The following is a 17,366-nucleotide window of genomic DNA, read 5'->3' on the forward strand; positions in this document are numbered from 1 at the left end:
AATAAGCCTGCTCAAATCCGGATTTGAGCATTATTGGATGCTTCTTCGGGCTGCTGCACTCCGGCTTTCCGGTATGCAGCCGGCGTAACCCCTGTCAGCTGTTTAAAGATACGTTGGAAAGTAGCCTGGGAAGAAAAACCACAGGAAGCAGCCAGTCCTGCCAGGGTTAACTCCCCCGCTTCGGGCTGCTGCAATTTTTGTTGAAACGCTGCCACCCGGTATTCGTTTACAAACTGGCTGAAATTACTGTTGAGGTGCTGATTGAATGTAGCCGAAATTAACTTTGCCGGTACGCCAATTGCCTGCGCCAAACCTGCCACGTCCAGTTCGGGATTCAGGTACAATTTATCCGCTTCCATACAGGCGGTTAGCTTTTCTGCTGTTTGTACCAGCAACTCGCGGGCATACCCGGGTTCGGCTACTTTTGGTTTCACCTCATAAGCGATTGAAAGCATATGCCTGTATCCGGCTATACCAATCCAGTAAATCAACACTGCTAATGGAATATATACCGGAAACCAACCTACTCTTTTCGCCAGCACTACCGAGAAGGCTGGTATTAAATAAGGCACCAGGTAAACAAACCAAACCAGCACAAACAGCTGCATAGCAACAACAAAATGCTTTGTCCAGGTAGCTGCACTGCTATCCGGGGCTACCTGCCTGATATATTTACCAGAGAGGTATATATAATAAGCCAATGATAACCAGCGTGGCAAGTCCGCATATTTATTATACGTATCAAGAAAGCCAATCAACTGCTCCCGCCCATGCATCCACGCCACAGGAACCAGGTTTACTAAAAACAGTATTTCTACTATTTTAGGAACCAGGTCTAAGCCAGCCGGCAGAAAATGCCGCCAATATTCTCGTTTGAATACAAAAGCAGGTTCATGAACAGAGCGGATATAAAAGTAAATAAGTGGCCCTAATGCCATAATAGCCACCCAGGGCACAAGTGCATGCATCCAGTCTGTAGCCAGAGAGCCATCAAAGAAATGTACATGGTGGGCGCATAAATGAATACCCGGTAGAGCAATCAACCATACCGTTACCGCCAGCAACCGGTTAGATAAACGACGCGGCTTTGCATAGCGCAAAAGAATTCCGGTAATAATTCCCTGGATAGAGCCGGCGAATACCAGTATATCTAAATAATCGATCAGGCGCATAACATGTTATTAAGATGTACCACCACTTTTTCATGGATAGCAGCTGCATTTAAAATTAGCGTAAATCGGCAAATAAAAAAGGTAGCGCACGCTACCTTACTATTCAGTTATTGTTACTTTGTAAAATCATTTCTTTTCCAGGTAACGCGCCAGATGAAACCCTTCTAAATGATCTACCTTCCACTGGCCATCTTCTTTCAAAAATCCAACTTCATATCCCTGGGTATCACCCAACCTGTCCTTGAGACTCCATTGCAGAGAAGCAGTGTTAACAGTAGCATGATAATTATTGATAACCCAGGTATTCCAGAATTGTCCGGCATCATCCTGAAACCAGGTCCATGGATCAGCATCCTGAAAATCGAAGTTAATTTCGTTCAGGTATTTAGGCTGCGCATCCACCAGCGTCCTGTCTACAAGCTTTCCCAATGCATCATAACCTTCCAGGAAAGAGTGGGAAAAATAGCCCGTTTTCCGAAGGGCGTAGAAAGTTTTATCAAACGATGCCTGATCAAGCCTGGTTTGTAAGGTATCCTGTTCCACCACTACTTCAAAGTCACGTAAACTATCCTGGTTAGCATTGTGCCACTGGTACACCTTTTTTAATAAAGAGATTATGGCTACACTATCATTGACAGGTGTAATATTGGAAATAATATTGCTATCTACAGGTGCAAAGGTTGATGAAGACTGTTGTTGAGTGCTTTTATTGCCGCTATCACAACCTGTTATTCCAACCAACAAAGCCAATGCAAAGAGTATTTTTTTCATGCCATTTTTTAAGGGTAATCCGGCTTATGCTATCATAAAAACCCGATTTGCTAAAATAGGCATTTTGCCCGCTTTTTATTATATTTGGATAACTCCTCCACCAGATTACTCAAAATCCAATAGGCTATACAAACCCGGTTACCTGTTTTTGAAGCAGGGTAACATGGTATTATTATCTGTAAACCTATAAATGATTGGAGCCATGCACAACAAATGAGAACACACAACCTGTAACAACAACATTCTTTAGCAACTACAGCTACACATGTCCCCCGTCTTGTAGATCTGCTGAGTTAGCAAGTAACAAAACAACTTTATTACTATGTTTAACAATGCATTCAAACGCATGCCATTAAAAAAACGAAACCTTTTTCAAAAACTTTTTCACAGACCATCGCCCGACATTGCTGTAATAGAAATCAACAATTTGCTGGCAACCCTTTCTATCGAAAACATTTCTATATCGGAAATAGCCGCTATTGAAAAAAAGAATAAAGCGTACGCCAAAAAAGATTTCAGAGCACATGTAGCTGCGTTCTATGCCACCTACCTGCAGCATTGCTTAAAAAATCTGTATGTATCTGACACGGAGATTAAACGGTTGAAAATGCTGAAAAAGCTTTTATCATTAGACATGCCTACCATTTTGCAACAACATGCCAAAGTGGGCGATGAGCTGTATCACAAACCCTTTAAGGAAGCGATATCAGACAGTAGCCTTACCCGCTCGGAAACGAGCTTTTTGTTTAAGCTGGAAAAAACATTCCATTAACCCAATATAGTTGCCGCGTGAAGTATCGCTTCCGCGGCAACTACTTTCACAACACCAGATATGAAATGCCCGAAGCCACAACGTTTGTAAACAGCATACACATAACACCCCAAAACTATTAAAACACAGCTACGTAATAAGCCCATGCTATCAACACCAGTTGCATAGGTACTCTAAACCACAAGTAGGATAAACCCGGCCCATCCAAACTGCCCGTCTGGTAATTAATATGATGAATGGCGGCATATATATTAGCAGGCAGCAACAATATAAAAAACACGATCAAAAACCATCCTGTAAAAGCAGTAAAAGCGGGTAATAGCAATAGCAACCCGGCACCTGTTTCTAATATTCCGGTGATATATACCAATGCCACCTTAAAAGGCACTGCTGGCGGCAACATCATGGCCATGCCTTTGGTATAGGCAAAATGCCCTATCGCAGTAAAAACTAACATCATACTTAACCCAATGCGTGCCGCCAGCTGCCATTGCCACGCACCTGTAACCCAACGCGTAATCATTAACGCCAGCAGGGTACCTGTCAGTAATACAATAAATGGTTTCATAGCTGTGTATTTATCACAAATTTCGGCACACACCTGCTTTCAAAAAATGAACCCGGGTTAAGAAATACGTTTGCGAATGCGGCTAAGCGCCTGCGGCGTGATGCCTATATAAGACGCCAGGTATTTAAGTGGTATGTGGGCTATTAAATGCGGCTGTTCTGTAAGCAAATAATGGTATAACTGCTCAGGTGTTTGTGTTAGCAGTAATAATTCCCGGCGCGATTTCTTTAAGAAAAGATCTTCTGCCGCCAAACGCCCGATGGTATTACCTACTGTAGTAGATTGGTAAATAGCCTGTAAATCGGCATAGGTAAGACTCCATAATACCGTATCAGTAATTGCCTGCACATGATAAGTGCAGGGTAATTGCGTTAAAAAAGAATCGTAAGCACTAACAAAGCTGTTTTCAAAAGCAAAGCTGAAAGTAAGATCGTTTTCTTCTCCGGGTATATAAAACCGAATAATGCCTTTTTCTATAAAAGACAGGTGTTGTTCGGTTTTACCGGTAGGCAGTAACACCGTTTTGCGTGTAAATACCCTTTGCACAAGGCGGGATGAAAACTCCTTCCAGTCTGCCTCACTGCACGGGGCCAGCTTTTCCAGGTAATGGCGAATGTGATTCATTACAGTAAGATCGGGCAAAAATGGTAACTCAACAAAGGTGGCAGGCCTTAACCTGCCACCTTTGTTAGTACTTTGCTGCTTACTTAGGTAAATCGTAGTTGATATTCCACCGCATACCAAACTTATCGATGAACATGCCAAAATAAGCGCCCCAGAATGTTTTTTCCAATGGCATTTGTATGGTACCACCTGCCGACAAACCGTTAAACAAACGTTCTGTTTCTTCTTCACTTTCAGTAAACAGGCTTAATGTAAAGTTGTTACCTGCTTCCAGCTTCTGCCCCATCGATTCCAGGGCATCTGTAGCCATCAACACATTGCTTTTACCAATTGGTAAAGCAATATGCATAATTTTTTCACCATCAGCTTTAGACATATCACTGCAACCTGGTGCATCTGCCGGCGCATCTTTAAAACGTTGTAATGCAAGAAATTCACCTCCAAAAACAGACTTGTAAAAATTAAAAGCTTCTTCTGTATTACCCGGAAAATTCAGGTAGGGATTAATTGTTGCCATATGTGTTGATTTTGTATTTTAGAAGAGATAACAAACCTAATTATAACAAAGGAGTAAGGGTTGGGTAAAAACGCCAATATGCAGGGCTATTTCAGACAACCTTTGAAAACGAACAAACAGTGTTGCAAAAACGGACAGTTGCCCCAGGCTAAATCAATACAACCTGTTGTAAACCAACAGTAATACCCTTTGGCATATTTTTCAGGACATAACCACTGTTTTTAAAAACACAGCACCTTATGTTTAGAAATTACCTATTAATAGCCTGGCGCAACCTGGCCAAAAGCAAAGCGGCCTCGTTCATTAATATAGCTGGTTTGGCTGCGGGTTTAGCCGTGGCTGTTTTAATCAGTTTATGGATATGGGACGAACTTTCTTTTAACCATTACCATCAACAGCACGATAAAATTGTGCAGGTAATGCAAACTCAAACCTTTGCAGGCAAAACGCTTACCGGAGAAGCTATTCCTATTCCATTGGATGCAGAACTTCGTAAAAGTTATGGCAGCGATTTTAAATACCTTGTCCTTTCTTCCTGGAACAATCACCATGTACTCAGTAATGGCAATAACACCATATCCCAAACAGGTAACTATATGGATGTAGATGCCCCGGCATTGCTTGGGCTGCATATGCTGGCAGGTAGCTCAAACGACCTGCGCGATCCCAGCGCGGTGTTTCTGTCGCAAGCTACGGCCAAAGCACTCTTTGGCAATACATCCGCTTTAGGTAAAACCCTGAAGCTCGATAATCAGGATGTATTAAAAGTAACAGGCGTGTATGAAGATTTACCCTACAACACAACCTTCCGCAACCTGCAATTCATTGCTACCTGGCAACTGTATGCTGCCGACCCCTGGGTTAAACGTTGTTACACCGATTGGGGCAACAATTCTTTCCAGCTATTTGCACAGCTACAGAACAATATCAATTACCAGCAATCTGCACAACATGTAAAAGACGCTAAGTTAAAAGTGGTGGACAAGGATATGGCCAGCTTTAAACCGGTGATATTGCTACACCCCATGAATCGCTGGCATTTATATGGAGAATTTAAAAACGGAGTAAACATCGGTGGCCGCATACAGTTTGTATGGCTGTTTGGCGGCATTGGTCTTTTTGTATTATTACTGGCCTGCATCAACTTTATGAACCTGAGCACCGCACGCAGCGAAAAAAGGTGTAAGGAGATAGGCATTCGCAAAGCCGTTGGCTCCTTACGATCGCAATTGATTATCCAGTTCTTTTGTGAATCGATGTTAACGGTGTTTCTTGCATTATCCGTTTCAATATTATTGGTGTGGTTAGCTTTACCTGCTTTTAACAGGGTTGCCGATAAACAAATACAACTACCCTGGCTCAATGGCTGGTGCTGGCTTACACTGGCGGTTATGGGTATGATCACCGGATTTATTGCCGGCAGCTATCCAGCTCTATATCTTTCCTCTTTTCAACCCGTAAAAGTTTTAAAAGGCACATACAAAACAGGCTGGAAAGCAGCACTGCCCCGTCAGGTGCTGGTAGTGTTGCAGTTTACGGTTTCTGTGATATTAATAACAGGTACTGTAGTCGTTTTTAAGCAGATAGAATTTGCCAAAAGCCGGCCTACCGGCTACAATAATGCCAACCTGATTTCTATAGAAGCCGAAACACGTGAATTAACCACCCATTTCCTGACTATACGCAACGAGTTACTGAAAACCGGGGCAGTAACAGCAGTAGCTACTTCCGGAAGTCCTGTTACAGGGCTACACAGCAACAGCAGCAGCCTTGAATGGGAAGGCAAAGCACCCGGTATGACCAGCGATATAGGCACTATTAATGTGTCGCACGAATTTGGTAAAACAGTAGGCTGGCAAATCAAAGAAGGCCGTGATTTTTCTTCACAGTTTAGCAGTGATTCTATGTCTGTTATCATCAACGAAGCAGCCGTAGAATATATGGGATTGAAAAATCCTGTAGGCAGCATTTTACGCTGGGGCAAACAAAAAATACAGGTAATAGGCGTAGTAAAAAACCTGCTGATGCAATCTCCTTATTCGCCTGTTAAACAAACTATTTTTTATATAGATGATCGTGATGTGGCCTATTTAAACCTTCGGCTCAACGCAGCATTGCCGGTAAAAGAAGCGTTGACACGCACCGAAGCCGTGTTTAAACAGTTTATTCCCAGCACACCTTTCCGTTACCAGTTTGTGGACGAAGACTTTGCAGCGAAGTTTAACAGCGAAGAACGTATAGGAAAACTTGCCGGCTTTTTTGCCATACTGGCAATATTCATCAGTAGCCTGGGCTTATTTGGTATGGCCGCTTTTGTTACCGAGCAACGTACTAAAGAAATAGGGATTCGCAAAACATTAGGAGCATCAGTTATCAACTTATGGCAGCTGTTATCCAAAGACTTTATGTTATTAGTGTTAATAGCCTTTTTCATCGCTGTTCCCATTGCCTACACCGGCATGCAGCAATGGTTAAGTAATTATGAGTATCGCACCAACATCCCTTGGTGGATATTTTTACTGGCAGGCATCTGCGCTATGGTTACCAGTTTGTTAACGGTAAGTTACCAGAGTATTAAAGCAGCACTTGCCAACCCGGTAAAAAGCCTGAAATCGGAATAATCAGATAAACGCTGTTACAAAGCAGAATAAAGCGTAAAAAAGCAGAGAAGGTTTTTGCTTTTTTACGCTTTATTTTTTATAAATTATACTATAATAAGTAACCATATGAATGAAACCGATCTGCACCACACCAACCCACGCGATTACAGCACTATAAGCCCCTCTGCGAGGGCTTTGTTGTTAATGAAAGGACATACAGATGTTCCCTTTGCCAGGGAAGCCGCTTCCCTGTTATTATATCCCAACAGGTTTGAGCCGGATTATGCCAATCCTGATTTCAAGTTTTGGGCAAGAGTGCTGCACTTTGAAAAAAGGTATAAAAATATTAATCAGTTATTATGGGAAACCTCCGTTCATAACATACTGGAAATATGCTCCGGCTTTTCGTTCCGTGGCCTGGAAGCATTACAAAAGCCCGGCATTCATTATATAGATACCGACCTGCCTGGTATCATTACACTAAAAAAATCACTGATACCCGCCTTACAAACTACTTCACCTGCCCCTGGCAGCCGTTTAGAAATTGTATCAATGAATGCTTTAGACCAGCAGCAGGTACAATATACCAGCTCCCATTTTCACACCGGCCCTGTTAACTTTGTAAATGAAGGATTGTTAATGTATCTGGACAATCACGAAAAAGAACACCTTTGCCAGATTATACGCAGCATATTGCAAAAACGCGGCGGTTACTGGATCACCGGTGATATTTATATTAAGAACAAACACGAGCGTGTAAGCAAACAACTGGATGATCAATTGAACAACTTTTTTGAAGAACACCGCATTACCGAAAAAATGTTTGACAGCTTTGAAGAAGCAGAACTCTTTTTTAACAAGGTAGGTTTTGAAATTGACAAAGAAGCACGTACAGATATTTCACAATTAAGCAGCATGCCCTGGTTACAACAACATGCTACAGAAGCACAATTATTAAAACTACAGAAAGCAGGAAGACTGCAAACCACGTGGCGCTTAAAACCTATCCCTTAAACTTAACATAGGATAAGAAAAAAAGAGAGCAGCATTACCGCTGCCCTCTCTATACATGATACCATAACCCCTTACCTAACGAGGTTGATATCACCTTTTCTAACAACCTCTTCCCCTGTTGTTAAAACTAGTTTTACTGCATAAATATATACCCCTACAGGTTGCTGCTTTCCATTGAAGGTGCCGTCCCAGGCCTTGTTTACATCGGAAGTAGTAAACACCAGTTCGCCCCACTGATTAAATATTTTCAGTTGTATAGTGGCTATTCCATTACCATACACTTTAAACTCATCGTTCTTACCATCGCCGTTAGGCGTAAAGGCATTGGGCACATACACCTCTTTAGCCAGCAATTTGGCACTAGCCAGGCCAGGCGCACTGTTCTGACATTCCTGCTGACCCAACGCAATAACAGAGATAGAAACCGTAGCCTGCTGCGACCCGGTAACTTTTACCGTATGCGTGGTAGCATTGGCTCCCGATCCGGAGCTGGGCGTTTGATACGCACCACCATCTACCGACACTTCATAACCAATAGCGCCAGACACTAAGCCCCAGGTAAAAGTAACCTCATCAATACCAATAGAAGTAGCGGTTACCACAGGTTTGGCAATAGCAGTTAAAGCAGTAGCCGTCACTGCTGTACGGGTGCTCACACATGAGCTGTTGGTGCTGGCCGATACATAATAAGTGGTAGCACCGCTGCTGTAAGGAAAAGTATAACTGGTACCCGTGCCTAAAGAAGTGCCGCCGGTAGCCGCATCAAACCATTCATACACAATTCCGCTTTGTGCATTGTCTACAGTTAATGTTGCCGAACTGCCCGGACATACATTGATATCATCCACCACCGGCGGCGAAGGCGGGTTTACAAAAATTACTTTGGCCTGAGTTACCTCACTGGCACAATTGGCACTGCTTACTGCTACTACATAAAAAGCCGAATCTGACGAAACTGTTCCGGACGTAAAACTGGTACCCGTGCCTATAACCGTTCCACCGGCAGCACTGCTGAACCAATTATAAGTAAGTGCACTATTAGGATCTGTGACCGTTATAGTAGCAGTAGAAGCACCGCACAACTTGGCCGTATCTGTTTTAGGAGAAGGAACCTTCGGTAATATAATTACTTTCACTGGTGTACGTTCACCCACACATCCAATATTATTGATGCCCCCAACATAAAAAGTAGAATCGCTGGTTACCGTTCCCGTAGTAAAGGTGCCGGTAGCAGAGGTAGCCAATGTGGCTCCCGCCAGTGTAGACCAACCATAGGTAAAGTCGGAAGAAGTATTGGATACCGTTAATGTAGCCGGCCCTACCGCGCATAAAGAAACATCAGCAGCAACAGGTTTGGTAGGTACCGGTGATTTTAAACCACCCACAGCAAATATATAAGTACGAAAGCTACCGCTTCCTGCAATAGTAGAAGAATTATTTTTAAAGCTTATAGATACCAGTTTTTTAAAACAGGGAAGCAAATAATCTTTAAAATACATACGCGGGTTGGTAGAACTGCCATCCCAATCACCGGCAGCAAACGGGCCATTTTGTCTTTTCACACGCCCATAACCCGCTATAGCCACGTTAGTAGTAATATTAAACCAGTCAGAAAAAACCTGGCTGGTAAACTGAGTAGTAGTTCCATCATCAAAGTTAAAAGTAACGGTAAGCGTACTGTTTCCCTCAGTAGAAGTGGCCAGTAATGTAATTCTACCATAAATATCCGGAGTGGTTAATGCCAGCGTACCACTTTCCTGAGTAAGCAGGCTTAAGGTATTATTACCTGTATAACCAGCCAGTTGCCAGGTTCTGGTACCATTGGCAATTAAACCGTCGTTAGGAATACCAAACCAGGTGGGCCCACCATTGGCAGCAGCAAATTGCTTGGTACAAATAACATTATTGGATATAGAAATAGCATCCATTTCTTTGGTAGTAGTAGTAAGACTGCTACTACCTGTACCTTCCGCAATAACATCATGATTAAAGCCTGTGACAGCAATAGGCGAAAAAGTTTGCCCCGAGGCATACGCCGACAATAATAAAAAGAGTAATCCCGATAAGCAGTTTTTCATAAATGACCTGTATAGTTTAAAATATTTCCTGAATCAATATGATAAACTGAAAGTATACAAGCCTGCTTACCCTTCCCATTTTACTCAGGGGACAAAAAAGGGACAACGCATTTGTCCAATTTTTGTCCCTTGAAATACAATCGTTATCTCTTACCTGATTCTATTTTTATAAGTAGCGGACCGCTGATCACATACATCCATTATTAACTGCAAAATCAAGACTGTGTTACAACCCCGACTTACTTTATTAGTTCTATTATTAGTTACGTTGTGTAAAACCTATGCAGCACCAGGGGACACTACCTGGATACAAGCTCACAATAACACACAACTGGATTATTACAACGACTTTGATGTGAATGTTATTTTCCCGAATGGCAATACCAGTTACCGGAAAATAATTATGGAGTTTACGCTGGGCAAGTATCAGTGTGGCACTACTGAACAATATTGCGGCGATTGGGATTATACCGTACAAAATTATCTGATGACCCCAACAGATACTTTTGAGCTATCACGTTTAATTACACCTTATGCCAATGCCAGCTATCCACGCACGCCCTGGAGCTGGAAGCAGCGCTATTATTTTGACGTTACCGATTTTTACCCCGTTTTAAAAAACAATGCGGCCATCCGTTTAAGTTATCACAACTATTCCGGAGGTTTTACGGGCAGTATTCGCTTTGCGTTTATCGAAGGCACACCGCCACGCAACGTAACTGGCATTAAACGCTTATGGAGCGGTGCTTTTGCTTATGGTAAAGCAGGCGATCCGATAGAAAATCATTTCGCTGCACAAAACGTAACCGTACCGGCAGGCACCCAACAGGCTGCTATTAAATTTACAGTAACCGGTCATGGCAGCGATGAAAACTACTGTTCAGAATTCTGTAGTAAATATTATGATGTATATGCCGCCAATAATTTACTGGCACGCAAGTATATTTGGAAAGACAACTGTGGCAGCAACGATTTGTATCCACAGTCGGGCACCTGGGTATATAACAGAGCCAACTGGTGTCCGGGCGAACTCATATACCCTAACATACACCCTATTACAGTGGCAACACCTGGCAGCATTCTTCCCATAGATATTAACTTTCAATCGTATTCAGGCAACGGAGGCGCTTCTTATATAACCGAAACAGGTTTGTTTTTTTATGGCGCTTATAATTATACTACAGATGCTTCCTTAGAACGCGTGGTGGCTCCTTCTGATTATGAAGGCGATTTCAGAGCCAATCCCATCTGTAGCAATCCTGTAGTAGTGATCCGAAACAACGGCTCAGCAACCATCAACAGCATTATCATTGAATATGGTGTAGAAAATTATCCACTAACAACGGATACTATCAGCAACTTAACACTGACTTCACTACAAGACACCACGCTTACTTTACAAACATTACAAGCGCTGCAAACAATTGCCGGTGGCAACACCAGCAAATTTGTAGCACATATTATTAAAGTGAACGGAGCTACTGATGGCTATGCTATTAACAATACGATACAAAGCGCGTTTGTAACTACACCTGATTGGCCGGAGCAATTTAAAGTAGTATTAAAAACTAACAGCAAAGCAACAGAAACGAATTGGCGTATAGAGAATTCGTTTGGAACAGTGATAGCAGCACGTTCACCTGTTGCCGCTAATACTACCTACACCGACGAGATTAAAAACCTGGCCGATGGCTGTTATAAACTGGTAGTAACAGATAATGGTTGTGACGGCTTATACTGGTGGGCCAATACCAGCGCAGGCAAAGGCTACTTATATGCAGCCAACAGTGCAGGTAGCTATCTGCCATTAACTAACGGATTGCCGGCATACCCTGCAACACTTGCCGCCGATTTTGGATGTGGCTATACGCAATATTTCAGAGTAGCATCTACACTACCGGCTTCTCTGCTATGGCTTACAGGAGAAAATGAAGGCAGCACAAATCAACTACACTGGGAAACCAGCACAGAAACCAACACAAGCAATTTTGAATTACAATTTTCTACTCACGACACCGGCTTTGTTACAGTTGCAACCATACCGGCAAAAGGTAACAGCAGCGTAACAAATACTTACACTGCCACACACCAGCCTGCCATAAATGCTTCCATCTATTATTACAGAGTAAAACTGCTGTATAAAGATGGTAATTATAAATATAGTAACATAGTACCACTTATCCCGGTAATAAATTCCGGCGATGCACAAATTACCGATGTAAAACCCAATCCTTTCACCAACATTATCCAGTTTGGCATTACTACATCACAAACCGCATCTGCTAACATACAGTTGTTCGATATCAGCGGCCGTTTACTTTACCGCAATCAGCAAACTTTTCAACCAGGCTACACACCCGTTAGCATAGATAATGTAAGCAGGCTGGCATCGGGCATGTATTTATTAGTGGTGAATATTGGTAATCAAAAGATAACCAGGAAGCTTATTAAATAATGTCACCATATTGTCCCCCCTGAAACAAGGCCATACACAATAGATGATGCAACTTGTAAGCACTACGAAAAACAAATAACACATATACCAGAACTTTTATGAGAAAAATTTCAGCAGTTACGGCAGCGCTGTTGCTTTGGGTAGCCAACCAGGAGGTAAAAGCACAGGTAGATCCCCATTTCACCCAATATTATATATACCCCGGTTGGTTAAATCCGGGGTTAACGGGTGCATTTGATGGCGACTATCGCATTACAGGTATTTACCGCAACCAATGGTCGGGCATTAGCAATGCATTTTCTACACCAGGCATTTCGGCAGATGTGAACACAGGCAAAAATCTAAGCCTGGGCATGAACGTTATGAACCAGACAGCGGGTAGTGGTGGCTACAACTACCTGAACGGTTATTTATCGGTAGCCTATAACGGAATCCGGTTTGGACAAAATGGGGAGCAGATTATTTCCATAGGTTTATCAGGCGGTGTTATCAACCGTAAATTCAACCCTGCCAAATTTAACTATGGCAGCCAATGGAATGGTACTGGCTACGACCCAACCTTGCCCGGCAACGAAACGCTTACCAAAACATCAGCCATGGCGGCAGATATGGGTGCCGGAGTAGTGTATTACGATAGTGCACCCGATAAAAAGGTGAATTTCTTTGGCGGCTTCTCTGCCTTTCACCTGAACCAGCCACAAGATCCGTTTTTAGGAGAAGGTTTTAAAACCAAACTCCCCATTCGTTACACCATACATGGTGGCGCCAAAATTTTCCTGTCCGAAACACTCACTGCTGTACCTAACCTGTTGTATATGAAACAAGGTAATGCAGAGGAAAAAATGGCAGGCGGGTACCTGCAGATTATGGTAAATGATGTTACCGATTTACTGGTAGGCGCCAACTACCGGTTTAAAGATGCCGCAGCGCCTTACGTAGGCGTGTTTTACAATGGCTTTACCTTATCGGCCAGTTACGATGTAAACACCTCCGACCTGGGCAGCATAGCAGGCACCACCAAAGCAGGCAATTTTGAAGTTGCCCTATCCTTCATCGCACCTAAAAACAAAAAACTGAGCCGGGCTTACTTCACCTGTCCGCGCCTGTAAACCTTTACCTGACACCCAACGAAGTATACAATGATAAAACGATACCATATTACAGCTTTATTGCTTCCCGGCATGATGGCATTGCCTTTTATAAGCCTGGGACAGTATAAAGAAGACTATGCGCGCACAGCAGCGCTTTTTTATGCCGGCCACGACTACTATTCTTCTGCTAAATATTACGAGCTGTTCCTGGATAGCAGCGGCAAAACCAAAAGCGCCCGGCAAAATCCTTATGTGATTCAAAAGCAAGGCGATAAATCTAACGAAGAAGAAACCTATAGCAAAAACAAATTACAGGCAGTATATCAACTGGCAGAAAGCTACCGTCAGCTGAACGATTATGAGCACGCCGAAAAGTGGTATGCAAAAACAGCAGTTAATAACAGTAACAATAACTATCCACTGGCTTTGTACTGGTATGGCATAATCCTGCGCGCCAATGGTAAGTATACCGAAGCGGAAAAAGCATTGACACAGTTTTCAAAAACGTATGGTCAAACAGACGCTTATTCACAAAGCGCACGTAAAGAATTAGCTAACCTTTCTTTTATCAAAGCACAGCTGGCAAAAAAAGACAGCATCACTTACGCTATACAAAAACTCAACAGCACAGTGAATCCGAAGGGATTTGCCAACTACGCCCCGGCAGTAAGTGGCAACACAGTGTATTTTACCAGCACACGACGCGACACTGCCGGCAAGGGAAAAGATGCCCCGTATTTCAACAACCTGTACAAGTTTAGCAAAGACAGCAGCGGTACCGAAAAAGCTGGAATTCCAGAGCAAGACAGCTGGGAGCAGGGTGTGGCTTCCATTACTCCCGATGGTAAAAAAATGTACCTTACCCGCTGGCAAAAAAATGCTGAGAACAAAAACATCTCTTCTCTATTCACCAGCGAGTTAACTGCAAATGGCAGCTGGAGTGAACCTAAGGCCGACAGCCTGTTAAATATAGAAGGCTATAACACACAGCAACCTTGTATTACACCGGATGGTAAATACCTGCTATTTGCATCGGACCGGCCCGGTGGCGCTGGTGGCTTTGATATCTGGTACACTCCACTTACCGGCCACAAAAAGGCTAACAATGCAGGTCGGCAAATCAACACCACTGGTAATGAGCAGGCTCCTTTTTATCATCAGCCATCTGCTTCGCTGGTTTTTGCATCAGACAGCAGAACGGGCATGGGAGGTTACGATCTGTATATCACTAATGGCAATATCACTTCCGGTAAATGGACGGCTCCTGAAAACATGGGTTATCCGGTAAACTCCATTAAGGATGATATTTATTTTGCCAGTGCAGGAAGCGATACACTGTTAAAAGAAGCGTGGCTAAGCTCTGACCGTTCTTCTACCTGCTGCCTGGAGCTGTATGCCATTAACACCGTACCACCGCCACCACCACCTGCTGTAGTGGTAACAGTACCGCCCGTGGAAAAACCAGACACAGCTACTACCCCACCGGTTACCAGTGTAGTAGTGAACGACCCACCAGCCAAACCTGTAGAAATAAAAATATATTTCGAGTTTGATGAAAGCATATTAATTCCTGCCGCCTACACCTTGCTGGACTCGCTGGTAACTGTGCTGGCTAAAGCGCCTGCGCTCACCATTGAAATAGCAGGCTATGCAGATGGTAAAGGCACAGAAGAATATAACATTGCCCTTTCGCAAAAAAGAGCAGAAGCATGTTACCAATATTTAGTTCAACAAAAACATATCAATGCTGACCGGTTAACTATAAAAGCCTATGGAGAATGCTGTCCGGCTGAAAAAGAGTTTACGCCAGACGGGCAAGACAATCCTGCCGGTAGAAAATTAAATCGCAGAGTAGAATTCAAAGTATCCGGCGTTAAGTAGCACCACGGCAAGATACATATGAACCCTGCTGCCTGTTTTAGATTGGCCATCCCGCCCCTGGTAACAGGGGCCTGGCCCCCCTATTCCCCCAAAGCACATAAATGGAAAACAGATGGCAAAACATTTACACCTTTTCATTTTTTTATGGGTTTTCGGTACTGTAGGATACTGTCAGCAGTACCAGAAAATTTTTGAGCAACCTAGTGGAGAACAAAGATTAAACACTGCAAAAGACATTTTCGAAAACCAGATCATTCACCTTGACTCCACCGCTGCCATTGCAGCGATGAAAGATTTGAAAAGCAAGGCAGATAAAATACAGGACGAAGGATTACAGATTTATTTTACAGAAGCACTGGGCATTTATTATAAAGAACGTTACCGCGACACATTACTGCCAGCCTTGCTACATTTTGAAGCAGCGCTGGCTTTAGCTTTACAATACCACCACCAGGAACTTACTGCCGAAGTATATCACAACACCGGCCTGCTACTGTACAGGCAAAATAAATTTGCCCAGGCATTTGAAAATTTATTCAAAGCCAACGGTATTATCCAATACAGTATTGGCTACGGCAGATACCCCAACAGTTGCCGCTATTTATACGACCTTGGTTTGGTGTATTACGATTTTGGCAACTATCCTAAAGCCAAACAACACTTACAGGAAGCGCTGTATTATACCAACACCTACACCGTGCGCACCATTGAAACGTATAATACCCTGGGCCTTACCTACCGGTCGATGAGCAATAACGATTCGGCAGCCATCTGCTTTCAGAAAGCCATTGAGCTGGCGCATAAGCTTAAACACAGCGCCTGGGTAGGCATTGCATCGGGCAACCTGGGCATGATCTACTACAAACTGAAAAAGTTTGACGAAGCCATGCCTTTGCTGCTCAATGACTACGACCTGAGCGTAAAGAATAAAGAAACCATCAGTGCAGGCAACACCTTATGCGTATTGGCTGAAATATACCTGAACCAGGGCAACACACATGCAGCAGATGAAGCCTTACAAAAAGCATTGCAAATGGTCAATGAAATTGGCGATGACAAAATGATGCTCTTGTATACCATAGCCAAAGCCCGGCTTTGTAAACAACTGAAACAATTTGAATGCGCCACCGTATACCTCGACTCTGCCCGGATATTACAGAACAGGGTTACCAACAGGAAGGATGTGATACTGCTGGCACAGATAGAAAAGAACATGGAGGTAGACAAGTATTTAACCGAGTTAAAGCTGATGGAAAGTGAGAAAGGAAAAGCGGTGCTGATACGCAATTTTATTATTGTAGTGATTATGCTATTGCTGCTGGTAGCTGCGCAACTCATATTCCGCCAACAGTTAAAACAGAAGAAGAACAAAGAGCTGTTGAACAACGCGGTGTACCAGCTCAACTTTTACCTGGAAAGCCTGCAGGAAAAAAACGACCTGATTGAAAAATTTAAAAAAGAGATTGAAAGCCTGCATGCCATGCCCGACTACCGGTATATGTTGAAGGAGAAAGAAGAGATTTCGGACAAGCTGAAAAAATACACTATTGTAACAGAAGAGCACTGGAACGAGTTCAGGCATTTGTTTGAGAAAGTGCAGAAAGGCTTTTTCGATTCGCTGAAACGTAAGTTTCCCGCACTCACCCAATCGGAAGTACGGCTGCTGGCGTTGATGAAGCTTAACCTTTCCAAAAAAGAGATGGCCGAAATGCTGGGCGTATCGCCCGACACCATCAAAAAAACCCGGCAGCGCATTCGTAAAAAAGTGAACCTTCCGGAAGAAATGGACCTGGAAGGCCTGGTAGTGACCATATAGAAAAAAA

At 43.2% G+C, this 17,366-nt stretch carries 13 protein-coding genes; 7 read left to right on the forward strand and 6 right to left on the reverse strand.

Features of this window, described 5'->3' with window-relative positions:
• Positions 1-11: 11 nt before the first annotated feature.
• Both FLA_RS21130 and FLA_RS21135 read right to left on the reverse strand, forming a co-directional pair.
• A complete protein-coding gene (locus tag FLA_RS21130) occupies positions 12-1,172 on the reverse strand; it encodes a helix-turn-helix domain-containing protein (protein ID WP_076382213.1) in 1,161 nt (386 codons plus the stop codon).
• 126 nt (positions 1,173-1,298) lie between these two features.
• Entirely contained in the window at positions 1,299-1,943 is a 645-nt protein-coding gene (locus tag FLA_RS21135; RefSeq protein ID WP_076382214.1) for a hypothetical protein, read from the reverse strand.
• A gap of 322 nt (positions 1,944-2,265) precedes the next feature.
• Here FLA_RS21135 and FLA_RS21145 point away from each other — a divergent pair, with 322 nt between their 5' ends.
• Positions 2,266-2,715, forward strand: a complete 450-nt coding sequence (locus tag FLA_RS21145) for a hypothetical protein (protein ID WP_076382216.1) — start codon at positions 2,266-2,268, stop codon at positions 2,713-2,715.
• A 118-nt stretch (positions 2,716-2,833) separates the two neighbouring features.
• Here the strand turns inward: FLA_RS21145 and FLA_RS21150 are convergent, their stop codons facing one another.
• The 3 genes from FLA_RS21150 to FLA_RS21160 form a co-directional block, all read right to left on the reverse strand.
• Complete coding sequence (locus tag FLA_RS21150) at positions 2,834-3,283, reverse strand: DoxX family protein (RefSeq protein WP_076382217.1); 450 nt, start codon at positions 3,281-3,283, stop codon at positions 2,834-2,836.
• A gap of 57 nt (positions 3,284-3,340) precedes the next feature.
• Entirely contained in the window at positions 3,341-3,907 is a 567-nt protein-coding gene (locus FLA_RS21155) for a Crp/Fnr family transcriptional regulator (protein ID WP_076382218.1), read from the reverse strand.
• Between the two features lie 79 nt (positions 3,908-3,986).
• The gene (locus FLA_RS21160; RefSeq protein ID WP_076382219.1) at positions 3,987-4,424 is read right to left on the reverse strand and encodes a VOC family protein; all 438 of its coding nucleotides are present in this window, start codon (positions 4,422-4,424) and stop codon (positions 3,987-3,989) included.
• A gap of 239 nt (positions 4,425-4,663) precedes the next feature.
• Here FLA_RS21160 and FLA_RS21165 point away from each other — a divergent pair, with 239 nt between their 5' ends.
• Entirely contained in the window at positions 4,664-7,045 is a 2,382-nt protein-coding gene (locus FLA_RS21165) for an ABC transporter permease (protein WP_076382220.1), read from the forward strand.
• Between the two features lie 105 nt (positions 7,046-7,150).
• Positions 7,151-8,038, forward strand: a complete 888-nt coding sequence (locus FLA_RS21170) for a class I SAM-dependent methyltransferase (RefSeq protein WP_096511225.1) — start codon at positions 7,151-7,153, stop codon at positions 8,036-8,038.
• A 71-nt stretch (positions 8,039-8,109) separates the two neighbouring features.
• Here the strand turns inward: FLA_RS21170 and FLA_RS21175 are convergent, their stop codons facing one another.
• Positions 8,110-10,116 (reverse strand): gliding motility-associated C-terminal domain-containing protein, encoded by a 2,007-nt coding sequence (locus FLA_RS21175; protein ID WP_076382222.1) that lies wholly within the window; start codon positions 10,114-10,116, stop codon positions 8,110-8,112.
• 223 nt (positions 10,117-10,339) lie between these two features.
• Here FLA_RS21175 and FLA_RS21180 point away from each other — a divergent pair, with 223 nt between their 5' ends.
• The 4 genes from FLA_RS21180 to FLA_RS21195 all read left to right on the forward strand — a co-directional run bounded on the left by FLA_RS21180 (position 10,340) and on the right by FLA_RS21195 (position 17,359).
• A complete protein-coding gene (locus FLA_RS21180) occupies positions 10,340-12,571 on the forward strand; it encodes a T9SS type A sorting domain-containing protein (protein ID WP_144264168.1) in 2,232 nt (743 codons plus the stop codon).
• Positions 12,572-12,669: 98 nt separating this feature from the next.
• Positions 12,670-13,680 (forward strand): PorP/SprF family type IX secretion system membrane protein, encoded by a 1,011-nt coding sequence (locus FLA_RS21185; protein WP_076382224.1) that lies wholly within the window; start codon positions 12,670-12,672, stop codon positions 13,678-13,680.
• A 30-nt stretch (positions 13,681-13,710) separates the two neighbouring features.
• Positions 13,711-15,543 (forward strand): OmpA family protein, encoded by a 1,833-nt coding sequence (locus tag FLA_RS21190; RefSeq protein WP_084206503.1) that lies wholly within the window; start codon positions 13,711-13,713, stop codon positions 15,541-15,543.
• Positions 15,544-15,655: 112 nt separating this feature from the next.
• Positions 15,656-17,359: a tetratricopeptide repeat protein gene (locus tag FLA_RS21195; protein ID WP_076382225.1), complete on the forward strand. Its 1,704-nt coding sequence runs from the start codon at positions 15,656-15,658 to the stop codon at positions 17,357-17,359.
• Positions 17,360-17,366 lie beyond the last annotated feature (7 nt).

Source organism: Filimonas lacunae (genome assembly GCF_002355595.1).
Taxonomy (GTDB): Bacteria; Bacteroidota; Bacteroidia; order Chitinophagales; family Chitinophagaceae; genus Filimonas; species Filimonas lacunae.